The organism is Mycobacterium asiaticum DSM 44297 (assembly GCF_000613245.1).
Lineage (GTDB): Bacteria > Actinomycetota > Actinomycetes > Mycobacteriales > Mycobacteriaceae > Mycobacterium > Mycobacterium asiaticum.
Window position 1 is genome coordinate 535,983 of record NZ_HG964936.1, and the last position, 17,027, is coordinate 553,009.

Sequence of the window (17,027 nt, forward strand, 5' to 3'; positions counted from 1 at the left end):
AGGGCCAGCTTCGGCCCGCCGACCACGACCCAACACAGATTGGATATGCAATGAGCAAGACCAGCAAGGCATACCGCGCCGCCGCCGAGAAGGTGGACCGCAATACCCTCTACACGCCGCTGCAGGCGGCCAAGCTCGCCAAGGAGACGTCTTCGGCCAAGCAGGACGCGACCGTCGAGGTGGCGATCCGGCTCGGTGTCGACCCGCGCAAGGCCGACCAGATGGTGCGTGGCACGGTGAACCTGCCGCACGGCACGGGCAAGACCGCTCGGGTTGCCGTCTTCGCAGTGGGTGAGAAGGCCGAGCAGGCGCAGGCCGCGGGAGCCGATGTTGTGGGCAGTGACGACCTGATCGAGAAGATCCAGGGTGGGTTCCTGGACTTCGACGCCGCGATCGCGACTCCCGACCAGATGGCCAAGGTGGGGCGTATCGCGCGGGTGCTCGGTCCGCGTGGCCTGATGCCGAACCCCAAGACCGGGACCGTGACTCCTGATGTCGCCAAGGCCGTTGCCGACATCAAGGGCGGCAAGATCAACTTCCGGGTCGACAAGCAGGCCAACCTGCACTTCGTGATCGGCAAGGCGTCCTTCGACGAGAAGAAGCTGGCCGAGAACTACGGCGCCGCGCTGGACGAGGTGCTGCGGCACAAGCCGTCGTCGTCCAAGGGCCGCTACCTGAAGAAGGTGACCGTGTCGACGACGACCGGCCCGGGTATTCCGGTGGACCCGTCCATCACCCGCAACTTCGCTTCGGAGGCGTAGGGAGCGGCGCGTAACGCGCCGCGACCGGAGCCGACCATCGGACTCGGAGGCGTAGGGAGCGGCGCGTAACGCGCCGCGACCGGAGCCGACCATCGGACTCGGAGGCGTAGGGAGCGGCGCGTTGCGCGCCGCGAACGGAGCCGACCATCGGACTCGCAGGCGTAGGGAGCGGCGCGTAACGCGCCGCGAACGGAGCCGACCATCGGACTCGGAGGCGTAGATTTCCTGCGCGAGCAGACGCAAAAGTCCCGTTTCACTCGGCGTGTCGGGAGCTTTCGCGTCTGCTCGGCATAGGGAAGTTACCCGCCGCATTCGGTGAGGCGGCGGCGCAGAAACTCGCGGCCCGGCTCAGAACCGTTCGCCTCCAACGCCGTTCGATACCAGTCGGCCGCCTCGCTGAGGCGTCCGGCCCGGCGTAACAAGTCGGCGCGCACCGACGCGACGAGGTTGGAACGCGCCAGCCGCGGGTCGTGGGCCACCTTCTCCAGCGCGGCCAGGCCGACGTCGGGCCCGTCGCGGAAGCCGACCGCGAGTGCGCGGTTGGCCAGCACCACCGGCGAGTCGGTCAGCCGCAGCAGCCGGTCATACGCCGCGCAGATCGTGGTCCAGTCCGTCTGTTCCCACGAGGTCGCCGTGGCGTGGACGGCGGCGATCACCGCCTGTGGCAAATAGGGACCGGTCGACCCCTGCGCCTGACGCAACCGGGCGAGCCCACGCTCGATGCGGCTGCGGTCCCACCGCCGCCGGTCCTGCTCGTCGAGCGGGACCAGCGCCCCAACGTCGTTCACCCGGCACGCCCGCCGCGAATCGTGCAGCAGGATCAGCGCTGCCAACGCATGCGCCTCCGGCTCGGGCCGTAACGTGCACAGCTCGCCGGCCAGCCGTACCCCTTCGTCGCACAGCTCGTCGCGGATCGCCGACGGACCCGCGGTTGACCAGTAGCCCTCGGTGAACACCGAGTAGATGCAGCCGAGCACGTGCGGTGTGCGCTCGGGCAGCAGCTCGGCGGGCGGTACCCGCAGCGGGATGTTGGCGTGCCGAATCTTGTTCTTGGCCCTCGTGATTCGCTGCGCCACCGCCGCGTCGGACTGCAGTAGCGCGCGGGCGATCTCGGCGACGGTTAGCCCGGACACCAGCCGCAAGGTGAGCGCCAGTTGCGAAGCGCGGTCCAGCGCGGGGTGCGCGCAGGTGTACATCATCCGGAGCTCGTCGTCCCGCACCGGATGCGGGTCGGTGTCATCGGTGCGGGCCCGAATCTGGTCGATCACGGCCGCCAATTCCTTTCCGGGACGGACTGTCTCGCGACGCAGCCGGTCCCTGGCGCGGTTGCGCGCAACGGTCACCAGCCAGCCGCCAGGGTTCGCCGGCGTGCCGTCGCGGGGCCAGGTCCGCAACGCTTCGGCGCAGGCCTCCTGGACGGCGTCCTCGGCCACGGTCAGGTCGCCCGACCATCGCGCGAGCGCGGCGACGGCGGGCCCCCATTCGCGCCGGAAAACGCCGTCCGGGGTGGACATCTGGCGATTTACAGCCCGGACAGCCCCGCGAGTTGCCGCACCTCGACGGTGGAGGCCGGAATCATCGAGGCGTACTTGACGGCTTCCTCGCGGTCGCCGGCGTCGAGCACGTAGAAGCCGTTGGCCACCTCGGCGCCTTCCGCGTACGGGCCGTCGGTGATCAGCACCTCGCCGTCGCGCACCCGAACCGTGGTCGCGGTGGACGGTTGGTGCAAGGCGGCTCCGCCGATGATCCGGTCGCCGGCCGCGGTGGCGAATTCGCCGTGCTGTGCGGCGACGGCATTCCATTCCGGTGTGCCGGGCGCTTGGGTGTTCGACGTCGGCTCGAGCAGCAGTGCCAGCCAGTGAGTGCCGTCGCGTCGGGCCGGCTCGAAGGAACCGAAAATCGGCCACACCTCAACGGCCCCGAATGCGGCGACCGGGATGTCGCGCGCCAACGCCAGCGCCTCGTCGAGGTTTTCCGCTTCCAGGACGTAGTAGCCGCACGCCACCTCGGCTGACTCGGCGAACGGCCCGTCTGTCACGACGGGCGCCTTCGGCCCGCCGGTGACGAGCGCGGCGGCAGCCGCGGGCCCTAGCGCGTCACCGGCGCGGATCGCCGGGCCCGCCGCGGCATGGAAGCGCTGAAACGCCGCCATGGCGGCCTGCCCGTCCTCGGGCGTGCGGTCGCTCTCACTGCTGATCAACAACGCGAAGTACTGCATCTGTCGTCACCTCCGGTAGTGAGCGAAGCCCGTGTGCTCCACTCTCTACCTGTCCGACGAACGACGCACCCCCGGTACGACAAGTGCCTAGCTGACGGCGCCCGGTTTCAGGTAGGTGACCAGGCTGACGTCGAGCATCTCGTCGGTGAAGTAGTGCTCACAACCCCGCAGATACTTCATGTAGCGGTCGTAGACCTCGACCGAAGTCACCTCGATGGCCCTGTCGCGGTTGGCTTCCAGCGTGTCGCCCCAGATGTGCAGCGTCTTGATGTAGTGCGACCGCAACGAAACAGGTTCGGGGACAACGAAACCGGCTTTCTCGCCGTGCTCGACCATCATTTCGGTGGTCGGCAGCCGACCGCCCGGGAAGATCTCGGTGACGATGAACTTGATGAACCGCACCGTCTCGAAGGTGATCCGCTTGCCGCGGGCCGCCATGTCGTAGGGGTGATAGCTCACGCTGCTCTGCACGGTCATCCGGCCGTCGTCGGGCATGATGTCGAAACACCGCTTGAAGAAGTCGTCGTAGTTCTCGTGCCCGAAGTGCTCGAAGGCCTCGATGGACACGATGCGGTCGACCGGTTCGGTGAAATCCTCCCAGCCGTGCAGCAGCACCCGGCGGGAGCGGTCGGTGTCGATGGCGTCCAGTACCTGCTGGGAACGGGCGTGTTGGTTCTTCGACAAGGTCAGGCCGACGACGTTGACGTCGTACTTCTCGACCGCGCGCTTCATGGTGGTGCCCCAGCCGCAGCCGATGTCCAGCAGCGTCATGCCTGGCTTGAGGTCCAGCTGGTCCAGGTTCAGGTCGACCTTGGCGATCTGGGCCTCCTCGAGGCTCAGATCCGGCGGTTCGAAGTAGGCGCAGCTGTAGGTCCGAGTCGGGTCCTGGAACAGGGCGAAGAAGTCATCGGAGACGTCGTAGTGCGCCTGGATGTACTCGAAACTCTTGGTCCGAGTCTTCGTCGGGCTAGGCGGTTTCTCAGCCATTGTCGTCTTGTTCTCCTGAATGGTGTTCATAGCTCATACGCATGCAAAACCGTCGGCTTGACTGTTCAGCCCTACGAAAGCCCACGATGTCACACAACTGGCGTGAGGCCTGCACCCGTAAGACACGCTGCGGCAGCAAAGTCTACTTGGTGAGCGTGAAGTGGTGGCAATCGATGTAGCCAATCCGGAACGACTCCGCGGACCCGGTCAGATACTTCATGTACCGCTCGTAGATCTCCTCGGATTGGATCGCGATGGCCTCTTCTTTGTGGGCGACCAGGGCGTCAGCCCAGAGGTCAAGGGTTCGGGCGAAGTGCAGCTGCAGGGACTCGATGTGGCTGACCGCGAAGCCGGCCTTGGTCGCGTGCTGCTCGACCTTTTCCACCGATGGCAGCCGCCCGCCCGGGAAGATCTCGGTCACGATGAACTTGATGAAGCGGGCCATCTCGAAGGTCACCGGCATGCCGCGTTCGACGATCTGGCCACCGGTCAGGCCGGTGATCGAGTGCAGCAGCCATACGCCGTCGGGCGGCAGCGCGTTGTAGACGAACTTGAAGAAGTCGTCGTAGCGCTGAAACCCGAAGTGCTCCAACGCTTCGATGGTGATGACCCGGTCTACCGGCTCGTCGAATTCGGCCCAGTCGCTCAGCAGCACCCGATGGGAGCGGTTGGTGTCGACCTTGTCGAGCAGCTGCTGGCAGTAGGCGTGCTGGTTCTTGGACAGCGTCACCCCAATGACGTTGACGTCGTACTTCTCGAGTGCGCGCTTCATGGTCGAGCCCCAACCGCAGCCGACGTCGAGCAGGGTCATCCCGGGTTCGAGGCCCAGCTTGCCCAGCGCCAGGTCGAGCTTGGCGATCTGGGCTTCCTCCAGGGTCATGTCGTCGCGTGCGAAGTACGCGCAGCTGTAGGTCCGGGTGGGATCAACAAACAGGGCGTAGAACTCGTCGGAGATGTCGTAGTGGGCCTGGACGTCCTGGTAGTTTTCCCGTCGGCTCCTGGCGCGAGTTAGGTTGTCAGACATGTGTCCTCCCAGATAGGACAGCGCACCCCCCCGCGAGGTGACTACCTTCGGCACCCTACACGTGCTTCGCCCCAACCTTCGTATTTGAAGTCGCTGGCAAGGGGCTTTGTGCAGCCGGGCGGGCGCTACTTCTCCAGCGTGAACTGGTTAACGTCGATGTAGCCGACTCGGAACGCGTCAGCGCAGCCGGTCAGATACTTCATGTAGCGCTCGTAGACCTCTTCGGACTGGATCTCGATGGCCTCTTCGCGGCGTGCCTGCAGAGCCTCTGCCCACAGGTCCAGCGTGCGGGCGTAGTGGGGCTGCAGCGACTGACGACGGGTCAGGCGGAAGCCGGCCTTGGTCGCGTGCTCGTCCACCTTCTCGATCGACGGCAACCGGCCGCCGGGGAAGATCTCGGTGACGATGAACTTGATGAAGCGGGCCATCTCGAAGGTCAGCGGCATCCCGCGCTCGATCATCTGGTCGGGGATCAACGCGGTGATCGTGTGCAGCAGCATCACACCGTCCGCGGGCAGCACCCGGTAGGCCAGCGCGAAGAAGTCGTCGTAACGGTCGAAGCCGAAGTGCTCGAAGGCGCCGATCGACACGATGCGGTCGACGGGCTCGTCGAATTGCTCCCAGCCCTCCAACAACACCCGCCGACTGCGCTGGGTGTCCATCGCGTCAAAGGTCTGCTGCACGTGGTTGGCCTGGTTCTTGGACAGGGTCAGCCCGACGACGTTGACGTCGTACTTCTCGATGGCGCGGCGCATGGTTGCACCCCAGCCGCAGCCCACGTCCAGCAGCGTCATGCCCGGCTGCAGTCCCAACTTGCCCAGCGCCAGGTCGATCTTGGCGATCTGCGCTTCTTCCAGCGTCATGTCGTCACGCTCGAAGTACGCGCAGCTGTAGGTCTGGGTGGGATCCAGGAACAGCCGGAAGAAGTCGTCGGACAAGTCGTAGTGCGCCTGCACGTCGTCGAAGTGCGGCTTCAGCTTGTCAGCCATGTTCGGTGTTGCCTTTCTGGACCACAAAGGCCCCACGGTTGCATGCCGAAACGTCTCGCATATCCCCCGTGCATGCCTGACGCAGACTATCTGATGCGGCGTTGCATCACTAAATTACGATGACGTTTCGCCTGTTCAGGGCTATTTCGTCAGGGTGTATTGGGCGACGTTGGAAAGGCCCTTGCGGAAGAGGCCCGCGCAGCCGGTCAGGTAGCGCATGAAGCGGTCGTAGACCTCTTGTGACTGGATTTCGATCGCCTTTTCGCGATTCGCCTCGAGATTGGCCGCCCAAATGTCCAAAGTCCGCGCGTAATGCGGCTGCAGGTATTGAATTTGATCGACCGAGAATCCGCTGTTTTTGGCGTTGTCGATGATGTCGACCTCACCGCACATGCCGCCGCCGGGGAAGATCTCGGTGGCCAGGAAGCGGAAGAAGCGCAGATCGCTCATCGTCACCGTGATGCCGTGGTCGCGCCAGTAGGTCTGCTCGTGGGTGAAGATGCTGTGCAACAGCATCCGGCCGTCGTCGGGCAGCATGTCGTAGGAGCGGTCGAAAAAGACGGGCCAGCGCTCCTTCTTGAACGCGTCGAACGCCTCGAAAGAAACGATCCGGTCGACCTTCTCATCGAACTCTTCCCACCCCTGCAGACGCGCCTCGGCCCGACGTTCGGTGGGGATCGCCGCCAGCCTGGCCTTGCTGCGCTCGTAGTGGTGTCGGCTCAGCGTGATGCCGATGACGTTCACGTCGTACTTCGTCAGCGCGCGCACCACGGCGCCGCCCCAGCCGCAGCCGACGTCGAGCAACGTCATTCCGGGTTCGAGGTTGAGCTTGCCCAGCGCCAGATCAAGCTTTGCCAATTGCGCTTCTTCGAGGGTCATGTCGTCGCGCTCGAAGTAGGCGCAGGTGTAAACCATGTTGGGATCGAGGAACAAGGCAAAGAAGTCGTCGGAGATGTCGTATGTCGCTTGCGACTCTTCGTAATACGGCTTCAACTCGGCCATGTCAGAAAACCTCCAGTGTCAACGGTAGCAATTTCGCATATTGCGCGCGGCGGTGCCAACCCCAAATGCCAGCCCCCACAAGGAAGGCCTTGTGGTGCCTATTGTTGAGCACTGCTGGCCGCGGCGAAGTTGCTCCTGAGTTCGCTGATTACCTTATCCCACAACTGTTTCGGCAGGTCATGCCCCATGCCGTCGACCAACACCAGCCGGGCGCCATCGATGGCCCGCGCAACCGCGCGGCCGCCGAAGGGACGCATCAACTTATCGGCACGGCCGTGGATCACGACGGTCGGAGCAACGATGCGCCGATCGTATTGCAGCAAGCTGCCACTGCCTAATATGGCGCTGAACTGCTGGGAAATGCCCCATGGATGGAAGTTTCGATCATAGGCCGGCCGCGTCGGCCCGCACCTGTTCCTCCGGGGTCGGATATCCGGGGCTTCCGATGATCTTGCTGACCCGAACCGAGTTGTCGATGATCACCTCGCGCGGGGAGTTTGGCGGCGGCCCCTTGATCAGCGACAGCAACGCGCGCGGGGCCGGCGGGGGCAGGAACCGATGATTGTTGCTGCTGAAGATGACGCCCAGCGACTTGGTTCGTTCGGCGAACCGTGCCGCGAACACCTGCGCGATCATGCCGCCCATGGAGGCGCCGACGATGTGTGCGTCGTCGATTTCCAGGTGATCCAGGATCGCCGCCGCGTCGTCGGCCAGATCCTCCAGGGTGTAGGCCGACGCGCTGGGCAGGCCGAGCCAGGATCGGGCCAGCCGCAGCGCCAGCGGCTGCGGTGACCGATAACGCTGCGTCTTGGTCGACAGCCCGACATCGCGATTGTCGTAGCGGATGACGCGCAGGCCCTGGCTGACGAGCTGCTCGCAGAACTCGGTACGCCACAACAGCATCTGGGCGCCCAGTCCCATGATGAGCAACACGGGCGGATGGTTCAGCTCCCCCATGTCCTCGTAGTACAGCTCGACATCGCCAGAACCTGATTTGGCAAAGCCACTTCGAACTTCCACTTAAACCTCTACGTCCGATTGATGCTCGCGGCTCACTTCCACCATGAAGTTGGCAAAGTATCCGGTCAGCTGCGGGTCCGACATCATCTGCCATTTCGGGGCCAGCAGCTTCATGTACCGCTCGACATAGAGGAACTGCTTGCCGATCAAAACCAATTCCCGGGGCAGCTTCACGTCGTAGGCGTCGGCCAGTGCCGACAGCTGCCGGCCGATGTCGGCATAGGACATGTCGCCGAGCGACTGCATGGTCAGCGGGGTGGCGAACTTCTCTAGGTCCTTGGCGGCCTGAGCCTCGGGCTTCACGGTCCCGACCGCACCCATCAGCACGACGATCTTGCCCGCCGCGGCGTGGTCTTTCTTGACCAGCAGCGCGTAGACCAGCTCGCGCAGCAGCCAGCGGGTGCGCGGATCGATGCGGCCCATGATGCCGAAGTCGAAAAACACGATGCGGCCTTCGGCGTCGACGTAAAGGTTGCCCGCGTGCAGGTCGCCGTGGAACAGCCCGTGCCGCAGCCCGCCCTCGAACACGCTGAACAACAACGCCTTGACCAACTCGGTGCCGTCGAAGCCGGCCTTGCGGATGGCGGCGACGTCGTCGATGCGGATGCCGTGAACCCGCTCCATCGTCAGCACCCGCTCGCTGGTGAAGTTCCAGTGCACCTGCGGCACCCGGATGTTCTTACCGAGCGGTGACGTATGCAGGTGCGAGACCCAGGCGTCCATCGACTGCGCCTCGAGGCGAAAGTCCAGCTCCTCGGCCAGGTTGTCGGAGAAGTCGGCGACCACATCCTGGGCGGACAACCGCCGGCCCAGCTTGGCCAGCTCGACGGCCTGGGCGAAGCGCTGCAGTATCTGCAGGTCCGCGGCGACCCGGCGGCGGATACCCGGCCGCTGGATCTTGACCACGACCTCCTCGCCCGTCTTCAGGGTGGCGTAGTGCACCTGCGCGATGGACGCCGATGCGAACGGCTTCTCGTCGAAGCTGGCGAACAGATTCGCCGGCTCGTCACCGAGCTCCTCGACGAACAGCTTGTGCACTTCCTCGGTGTCTGCCGGCGGCACCCGGTCCAGCAGACCGCGGAACTCGCGCGACAACGATTCACCGAAGGCGCCGGGACTAGACGCGATGATCTGCCCGAACTTCACATACGTCGGACCCAGGTCGGCGAAGGTCTGGGGGATCTCTTTGATGATTTTCTGCTGCCAAGCACCCTTGCCCGGCAGTTTGGTCACCACCCGAGCGGCGGTGCGGGTGACCTGCCAACCGGTGGCAGCTACCCGGGCCGCTTCCACCGGGAGGGGCACCCGGTCGAGCTTGGCCACGTCGCGATGTTTAGTGGAACTCATTTCTGCAGTGTGCCAAATACGGGCAGTCGTTTCCCAATTCGATCCCAATTTGCGTGACTGCGCTCACCCATCGGAATAGGCGGCCCGAAATCGCCGGGCAAGCCGTTCTACCTGGGCTGCCAGGGGGTCAGCCAAGGTGTTGCCGGCCAATTTTCCCGGCCGGCGATCAATTCGTACATGGTCGCGCCGTCGATGCTTTCCCGGACGATGTCGGCGTGACCGGCATGTCGGGCCAATTCGTTGATCACATGCAAGATCACCCAACGCACCGACCATGCCTCGACGTCGGTAGGAAACCAGGGGGCGTGGCGCGGGACCGGAACCGGTGCGTTGAGGTCTGCGGTTTCCACTACCCGCAGGGATTCGGCGTTCTGCGCTTCCAGGCCGCACAGCAGCCCGGCCAGCGTCTCATCCGGCCGCATCACGTGTTCCTCGGCAAGCGCTTTGGAGATCTCAGAGAACGGGCGTGGGTCCGCCGGGGGTGCGTCGGGTGCCGCGAGTACGCGCCTCATCCAACTTCTTTGCATACCGGTGGCGTGCTTGACCAGGCCACCGATGGACAGGGCGCTGACCGACGGGGTCGAGCGTGCCTGGTCGTCGGTGAGGCCGTAGGACACCGCGAAGTAGGCGCTCTGGTGGTAGGCCAGATATTCGCGTAGCGCGTTGCGTTCGTCGGCCACGGGCGGGGCAAGTGCGGGCATGTTCAGTCCTTCCGGCTGTGCAGGTAAAGGTCACGCAGGCAGGCGATTTCGGCGCCGTGATGGATGGCTTCGCGGTTAATGTGTAACACCAGTTCGGATAGCGCGTAGTCGGCGTAGGGTCCTTCGGCCGGACCGCAGGGGCGGCTCAGGTCTGCGGCCGACAATGACCGCACCCCCTCAATCCAGGTGGCATAGACGTCGTCGAGTTGGCGCAGCGCGGTAGCGGCGCCGCTGGCATACGGCCAGCTCTGGTAGTCCGCGGGTGGGGCGCCGAAGTGGCTGTGGTTGCGCATGGCGAACACTCCGACGATCACGTGCGCCAGCCGCCACGCGATGGTGGTGAACGGCGCCGGTTGCGGCGGCGGGTACGCGAAGTCCACTCCACCGCCCGGATGCACCGTCCAGCAGTTGGGGACCGGTTGCCAGAAGTATTCGTCGTCCGCCATCCCGTCCAGGCGCGGACGTAGGTGGTTGCGCCAGTGGAAGTCGAGCTGGTCGGCCAATTGGTTCGTCAGGTCGGTCATGTCTTTCAGCCTTCCAGCAATAGCGGACGGTTTCTGTCCTCAATGTGCGACAGACTGGACTCGTGTCCACCACGACCAGCCGGGTGCTGCAGCTGCTGGGTCTGCTGCAGTCGCGGCGAGTGTGGACGGGCGAGGAGTTGGCCGAGCGGCTGGCGGTGACCACCCGCAGTGTGCGCCGCGACGTCGAGCGGTTGCGTGAGCTGGGTTATCCGGTCGAGGCGAGCAAGGGCCAGGGTGGCGGCTATCGGCTGGGTGCCGGCGCCGCGCTGCCGCCGCTGCTGCTCGACCCCGACGAGGCGGTGGCCATGGCGGTGTGCCTGCGGCTCGCGGCCGGCGGCAGCGTCGCCGGGGTTGGGGAGTCGGCGCTGCGGGCGCTGAGCAAGTTGGATCAGGTGATGCCGGCACGCCTGCGCGCGCAGGTGACCGCCGTACACGACGCGACGGTCACGCTCACGTCCGAGCCCTCCGATGCCGTCGAACCCGACACTTTGATGACGTTGGCGCGGGCCTGCCGGGACCACGAGCACGTCACCGCCGACTACACCGACCGCACCGGCAACCCGAGCCGGCGGCGACTGGAGCCCTATCAACTGGTGACCACCGGCCGGCGCTGGTACCTGCTGGCGCACGACCGGGACCGGGACGACTGGCGCAGCCTGCGGCTCGACCGGATGGGTGGCGTCGTCGCGGCGGGTAGCACCTTCGTACCCCGAGCCGCACCGGACGCACGCGAGTACGTGCAGCATGCCATCAGCGCGGCGCCCTACCGGTACGTAGCCCGGGTGCGCTACCGGCTGCCGGCTTCGACGGTCGCGCGCTATTTCTCTCCGCAGTCGATGCGCGTCGAACCGGACGGTGCGGACGCTTGCGTGGTGACCGCCGGAGGTGACGACCCGGAAACGCTGGTGCTGCATCTGGCGATGGTGCCCGGCGATTTCGAGGTGCTCGAGCCGCCGGCGGTGCGGGCCGCTGCCCAAGCGGTCGCCCGGCGTCTTCACCATGCCGGCAGACCGCCGTAAGGTGCGGTCATGCGGCTGGTTTCGGCGGAAGCGACCGAGCTGTTCGTCGGCCCGCCGGACGCGCCCCTGCAGCTGGCCCGCGTCACCGTGACCGGATGCACCGTACCCACACCGCTGGAGATCACCGGTGACGGTCTGGGTGGGGATGCGGTCGCCCAGCCCGGAGCGCAGGTCGTGGAAATCCCGGTGCGCGTGCAGCATCCGGTCGTCGGTAGGAGGCATACCGCGTCGGCACGGTCCGACGAGTCGGACCTTGCGTTCGACTTCGTGATCGCCGAGCCCGGCTGGACGCTGTTCATGGTCAGTCACTTCCACTACGACCCGGTGTGGTGGAACACCCAGGGCGCTTACACCAGCCAATGGCAGGAAGATCCGCCGGGACGGTGCCGGCAGAGCAACGGTTTCGAACTGGTCCACGCACACCTGGAAATGGCCCGCCGCGAACCGGAGTACAAGTTCGTGCTGGCCGAGGTGGACTACCTCAAGCCGTACTGGGACACCCATCCCGAGGACCGCGCCGACCTGCGCCGGTTCTTCGCCGAGGGCCGGGTCGAGGTGATGGGTGGCACCTACAACGAGCCGAACACCAACCTCACCAGCCCGGAGACGACGATCCGAAACTTCGTGCACGGCATCGGATTTCAGCGCGACGTGTTGGGAGCCGACCCGGCGACCGCATGGCAGCTCGACGTGTTCGGCCATGATCCGCAGTTTCCCGGGATGGCCGCCGATGCCGGGCTGACCTCGAGTTCGTGGGCCCGCGGACCGCACCACCAGTGGGGCCCCGGCCAGGGCGGCGACCTCGACCGGATGCAGTTCAGCAGTGAATTCGAGTGGATCTCCCCGTCGGGTCGCGGCCTGCTCACCCACTACATGCCGGCGCACTACTCGGCGGGCTGGTGGATGGACGAGTCGACCACCCTCGATGAGGCGGAGCAGGCCACCTACGCACAGTTCCACCAACTGAAGAAGGTGGCGCGGACCCGCAATGTGCTGCTGCCGGTTGGCACCGACTACACACCCCCGAACAAGTGGGTCACCGCGATCCACCGCGACTGGGCGAAGCGGTACACCTGGCCGCGATTCGTCTGCGGCCTGCCGCGGGAATTCTTCGCGGCCGTACGCGCCGAACTGGCCGAGCGCGGCGAGGCGGCCTCTCCGCAAACCCGCGACATGAATCCGATATACACCGGCAAGGACGTGTCGTTCATCGACACCAAGCAGGCCAACCGGGCCGCCGAAATCGCCGTGTTGCACGCCGAGCGATTCGCGGTGTTCGCCGCGCTGTTGACCGGTGCGCAGTATCCGCAGGCGGCCTTCGCCAAGGCGTGGGTGCAGCTGGCCTACGGCGCGCACCACGACGCCATCACCGGCTCGGAATCCGACCAGGTCTACCTGGACCTGCTGACCGGCTGGCGGGACGCGTGGGAACTGGGCAGCACCGCGCGGGATAACTCGCTGCAATTGCTGTCGAGCGCGGTGGCGGCCGGGCCCGACACGATCGTCGTTTGGAACCCCCTGACCCAGCCGCGCACCGACATCGTCACAGCCCGGCTCGACCCGCCACGCGACCGGGTGCGGGTGCTGGATTCCGACGGCGCCGAGGTGCCCGCGCACGTCGAACACGACGGCCGTTCGATCACCTGGCTGGCGCGGGACGTGCCGTCGCTGGGCTGGCGCTGTTACCGCCTGGCTTCCCGAGGCGAGCCGGCCGGCTGGGAGCCGACCGGCGGCACCGAGATCGTCAACGCGCATTACCGGCTGACGGTCGACCCCAGGCGCGGCGGGGCGGTGGACTCGCTGATCCACGACGGCCGCCAGCTTCTCGCCGCGGGCCGGCTGGGGAACGTCCTGGCGGTTTATGAGGAGTACCCGTCCCACCCGACGCAGGGTGAGGGGCCGTGGCACCTGTTGCCCAAGGGCCCGGTGGTTTGTTCGTCGGACGCGCCCGCGACGGTGCGGGCCTATCGCGGCCCGCTCGGCCAGCGCCTCGTCGTGCGCGGCCGTATCGGCAGCCTGCTCCGCTACACCCAGACCCTGACGCTATGGCGGGACATGGACAGGGTGGATTGCCGCACCACCATAGACGACTTCACCGGCGAGGACCGGTTGGTGCGGTTGCGGTGGCCTTGTCCGGTGCCGGGTGCGATGCCGGTCAGTGAAGTCGGGGACGCGGTGATCGGACGCGGCTTCGCGCTCCTGCACGACGGGGACCGGGCGGTGGACACCGCTGATCATCTCTGGACCTTGGACAATCCGGCCTACGGCTGGTTCGGGTTGTCCTCGGCGGCGCGGATCCGCTTCGGCAAGACCGCCGTACGGGCGGTGGCGGTGGCCGAAGTGGTGGCGCCGTCGGAGTCCGAATCCGGCCCGCTGGCCCGCGACCTGATGGTGGGCCTGGTGCGGGCGGGCGTGACGGCGACGTGCGGCGGCGCCGACAAACCGCGTTACGGCCACCTCGACGTCGACTCCAACCTGCCCGACGCGCGGATCGCACTGGGCGGGCCGGCCCGCAACCCGTTCACCGCGGCGGTGCTGGCCCGAGCCGACCCCGCCTATACCGCCGAACTCGACCGGCAGTTGGCGCACAACGGCAGCGCTCGGGTATGGGTGCCGGCCGCGACGCCGTTGGCGGCGGTCTGGCTGCCCGACGCCGATCTGCGGGATCCGCGCGCGCTGCCGGTGCTGATCGTCGACGGCAGCAATGCCCGAAATCTGGCCGCCGCCATCGCCGCGGTGGTCGACGATCTCGGTGACGCCGAGATCTCGGTGACTCAGCGGGCGCCGTCGGGAGTAGAACCCTTCGAGGACCACACCGTCGCACTGCTCAACAGCGGCGTACCCAGCTTCGCCGTCGACACCGACGGCACCCTGCACACCGCGTTGATGCGCTCCTGCACCGGCTGGCCGTCCGGGATCTGGATCGACGACCCGCGTCGGACCGCACCCGACGGCTCCAACTTCCAATTGCAGCACTGGACACACGATTTCGACTACGCGCTGGTGTCCGGCGGCGGTGATTGGCGCCGCGCCGGGTTGCCGGCGCGCAGCGCGCAGTTCGCCAATTCGCTGCTGGCCGTCGCCGCGGGCGAGAGCCACGGTGTGCTGCCGGCGGTCGGTTCGCTGCTGCACATCGAGCCCGCCGACACGGTGCAGCTCGCTGCCTTGAAGGCAGCCGGCAACCCGTTGGCCGCCGGTCGCGCCGCGCCCGTCGAGCCGAGCCGCGTGGCGCTGCGTCTGGTGGAATCAGCCGGCGCCCCGGCCCGGGTGGTCGCCGGCACGGACCTCGGTGTGCTCAGTGCGCTCGAGCAAGCGGATCTGCTGGAACGGCCGGAACGCAGCACCGCGACCGTCAACCTGCACGGCTATCAGGTGGCCACCGCGCTGGGGCGGTTGGAGATTCCCGCGGTGCCCGTCACGCCGACGGCACTGGCCACCGAAACCGAACCAGCCCAGCCGCTCTACGCGCGGTACTGGCTGCACAACCGCGGGCCGGCCCCACTGGGTGGTCTGCCCGCGGTGGCGCACCTACATCCCCGGCAGATCAACGTGGCCCCGGGCAGCGACCCGCGCGAGGTAGTGTTGCGCCTCACGGTGGCCAGTGACTGCACGGATACCGCGCTGGGCGGCACCGTCAAATTGGTATGTCCGGACGACTGGTCGGTGGCGCCGGTGGAGCTGCCGTTCACGGGGCCGGCGAGTACCTGGAAACCGATGTGGTGCTTGGGATTCCGGCGCGCACGCGAGCGGGGCTGTATCCCGTCCGAGCCCAATTGCGCGTCACCGACACCGGCGTGCCTGCCGCCTGGCGGCAGGTCGTCGAGGACGTGGCCGTGATCGCCCTCGACACCGACGCAGACGCCGATGCCGACGAGTTGGTGCACCTGGTCGACGGGCCTGAGGCCGTCGAGGTGGCGCCCGGTGAGGTGGCCAGCTTGACCGTGACGGTCGGCAGCCGCGCCCGCGCCGAGCTCGCACTGGAAGCCCACCTGATCAGCCCGTGGGGGACCTGGGAGTGGATCGGCCCCGCCGCGCAAGGCGCGTGCCTGCCCGCGGGCGGCACTGTGCGGCTCGCCTTCGACGTGACCCCGCCGGCTTGGCTGGAACCCGGCCAGTGGTGGGCGCTCGTGCGGATCGGGTGTGCGGGCCGGCTCCTCTATTCGCCCGCGGCCCAGGTGAGGGTGCGATGAGCGGGCACGTCGCGGCGATCGTCGGCGGAGCCCCGGTCGCGGTCGCGGAGGTCGACGAACGCGAGGCGCGGCTGCGCGCCGGTCCCCGCGCGGCCGCGCTGCCCGCGGCCGGCAGCAGCGAGGGCCGTCAGTTGCGGCGCTGGCTCACCCAGCTGATCGTCACCGAGCGGGTCGTCGCCGCCGAGGTGGCGGCTCGCGGCCTCAGCGCCGGCGGCGCCCCGACCGAGCAGGACGTGTTGCCCGATGTGACCGCCCGGCTGGAGATCGGCAGCATCGCGGCAGCCGTGCTGACCGACCCCAGGGCGCGGGCATTGTTCGCCGCGGTGACGGCCGGCGTCGAGGTCAGCGACGACGACGTGGTCCGCTACCACGAGCGCAACCCGCTGCGGTTCGCCGAGCCCCGGGCCGAGGGCCACGGATGGCGTGCGCCCGCGGTCGCCGCGGCGCCGCTGGAGCGGGTGTGGCACCCCATCGCGCAGCATCTGCTCGGCGTGGCCCGCCGCCGCGAATTCCGGGTCTGGCTGGACGCGCAACGGGCCGCGCTGGTGCAGTTGGCGCCCGGCTACGAGCATCCCGGCGATCCGCGTCAACCCGACAACACCCACCGACACTGATGCTCACCCTCTGCCTCGACATCGGGGGTACCAAGATAGCCGTCGGCCTGGCCGATCCCGGCGCCCTTGCAGATCCCGCCCGCACGCTCGTCTACAACACGACCCACCCCACACCGTCCGGTGTTGCGGCCGAACGGGTTTGGGATGTCGTGTCGGAGATGATCGGAGATGCGCTGCGGGCAGCGGGCGGCAGGGTCGCCGGCGTCGGGATCGCCTGCGCGGGCCCCGTCGACCTGGCCAGCGGCACCGTCAGCCCGATCAACATCGCTGGCTGGCGCCGCTTTCCGCTGCGTGACCGGGTGTCGGCCACGGTGCCCGGCGTGCCGGTCCGACTCGCCGGCGACGGGCTGTGCATGGCGCTGGGTGAGCAATGGATCGGCGCTGGTCGCGGCGCGGGGTTCCTGCTGGGCATGGTGGTCTCCACCGGCGTAGGCGGTGGACTGGTGCTCGACGGCGCACCCTACGACGGCCGCACCGGCAATGCCGGTCATGTCGGGCATGTGGTGGTCGAACCGGAGGGGTCGCGGTGCGCGTGCGGTGGGCGGGGCTGCGTCGAGACCGTGGCGTCCGGGCCCTCGGTGACGCGGTGGGCGCGGGCCAACGGCTGGCTGGCACCACCCGCGGCGGGCGC

General features: G+C 67.3%; 13 protein-coding genes and 2 pseudogenes. 5 read left to right on the top strand and 10 right to left on the bottom strand.

All coding sequences use genetic code 11. The annotated features are described in order from the left end of the window. Nucleotides 1-50: 50 nt before the first annotated feature. The gene (rplA, locus tag BN972_RS02580) at nucleotides 51-761 is read left to right on the top strand and encodes a 50S ribosomal protein L1 (protein WP_036352538.1); all 711 of its coding nucleotides are present in this window, start codon (nucleotides 51-53) and stop codon (nucleotides 759-761) included. A 299-nt stretch (nucleotides 762-1,060) separates the two neighbouring features. Here the strand turns inward: rplA and BN972_RS02585 are convergent, their stop codons facing one another. From BN972_RS02585 to BN972_RS02630, 10 genes and pseudogenes are all read right to left on the bottom strand, one after another. Next, nucleotides 1,061-2,275, bottom strand: coding sequence for an RNA polymerase sigma factor (locus BN972_RS02585; protein ID WP_036352540.1), 1,215 nt, complete (start codon nucleotides 2,273-2,275; stop codon nucleotides 1,061-1,063). Nucleotides 2,276-2,283: 8 nt separating this feature from the next. Next, nucleotides 2,284-2,979, bottom strand: coding sequence for a YciI family protein (locus BN972_RS02590; RefSeq protein ID WP_036352543.1), 696 nt, complete (start codon nucleotides 2,977-2,979; stop codon nucleotides 2,284-2,286). Nucleotides 2,980-3,066: 87 nt separating this feature from the next. Further along, nucleotides 3,067-3,996: a hydroxymycolate synthase MmaA4 gene (gene mmaA4 / locus BN972_RS02595; RefSeq protein WP_390176174.1), complete on the bottom strand. Its 930-nt coding sequence runs from the start codon at nucleotides 3,994-3,996 to the stop codon at nucleotides 3,067-3,069. Between the two features lie 112 nt (nucleotides 3,997-4,108). Beyond that, entirely contained in the window at nucleotides 4,109-4,990 is an 882-nt protein-coding gene (locus BN972_RS02600) for a cyclopropane mycolic acid synthase family methyltransferase (protein WP_036352546.1), read from the bottom strand. 125 nt (nucleotides 4,991-5,115) lie between these two features. After that, nucleotides 5,116-5,979, bottom strand: a complete 864-nt coding sequence (locus BN972_RS02605) for a cyclopropane mycolic acid synthase family methyltransferase (RefSeq protein ID WP_036352549.1) — start codon at nucleotides 5,977-5,979, stop codon at nucleotides 5,116-5,118. A 141-nt stretch (nucleotides 5,980-6,120) separates the two neighbouring features. Beyond that, on the bottom strand, nucleotides 6,121-6,981 hold the full coding sequence (locus tag BN972_RS02610) for a cyclopropane mycolic acid synthase family methyltransferase (protein ID WP_036352552.1): 861 nt from the start codon (nucleotides 6,979-6,981) through the stop codon (nucleotides 6,121-6,123). Nucleotides 6,982-7,079: 98 nt separating this feature from the next. After that, nucleotides 7,080-8,001 (bottom strand): annotated as a pseudogene (locus BN972_RS02615) (alpha/beta fold hydrolase). Further along, nucleotides 8,002-9,348, bottom strand: coding sequence for an ABC1 kinase family protein (locus tag BN972_RS02620; protein WP_036352555.1), 1,347 nt, complete (start codon nucleotides 9,346-9,348; stop codon nucleotides 8,002-8,004). 107 nt (nucleotides 9,349-9,455) lie between these two features. Beyond that, a complete protein-coding gene (locus BN972_RS02625; RefSeq protein ID WP_036356339.1) occupies nucleotides 9,456-10,028 on the bottom strand; it encodes a DinB family protein in 573 nt (190 codons plus the stop codon). Between the two features lie 23 nt (nucleotides 10,029-10,051). Continuing rightward, on the bottom strand, nucleotides 10,052-10,573 hold the full coding sequence (locus tag BN972_RS02630) for a DinB family protein (RefSeq protein ID WP_036352557.1): 522 nt from the start codon (nucleotides 10,571-10,573) through the stop codon (nucleotides 10,052-10,054). Nucleotides 10,574-10,635: 62 nt separating this feature from the next. Between BN972_RS02630 and BN972_RS02635 the strand changes: the two genes are divergently transcribed. The 4 genes and pseudogenes from BN972_RS02635 to BN972_RS02650 all read left to right on the top strand — a co-directional run. After that, on the top strand, nucleotides 10,636-11,592 hold the full coding sequence (locus BN972_RS02635; protein ID WP_036352560.1) for a helix-turn-helix transcriptional regulator: 957 nt from the start codon (nucleotides 10,636-10,638) through the stop codon (nucleotides 11,590-11,592). Nucleotides 11,593-11,601: 9 nt separating this feature from the next. Then, a pseudogene (locus BN972_RS02640) lies at nucleotides 11,602-15,782 on the top strand (glycoside hydrolase family 38 N-terminal domain-containing protein). Beyond that, nucleotides 15,779-16,396 carry a DUF7158 domain-containing protein gene (locus BN972_RS02645; protein ID WP_036352563.1) on the top strand — a complete coding sequence of 206 codons (618 nt, stop codon included), beginning with the start codon at nucleotides 15,779-15,781 and terminating at the stop codon, nucleotides 16,394-16,396. The pseudogene BN972_RS02640 and the gene BN972_RS02645 overlap by 4 nt, the downstream one beginning before the upstream one ends. Further along, on the top strand, nucleotides 16,396-17,027 hold a 632-nt coding region (locus BN972_RS02650), incomplete at its 3' end, for an ROK family protein (RefSeq protein WP_036352566.1). The genes BN972_RS02645 and BN972_RS02650, both read left to right, overlap by 1 nt.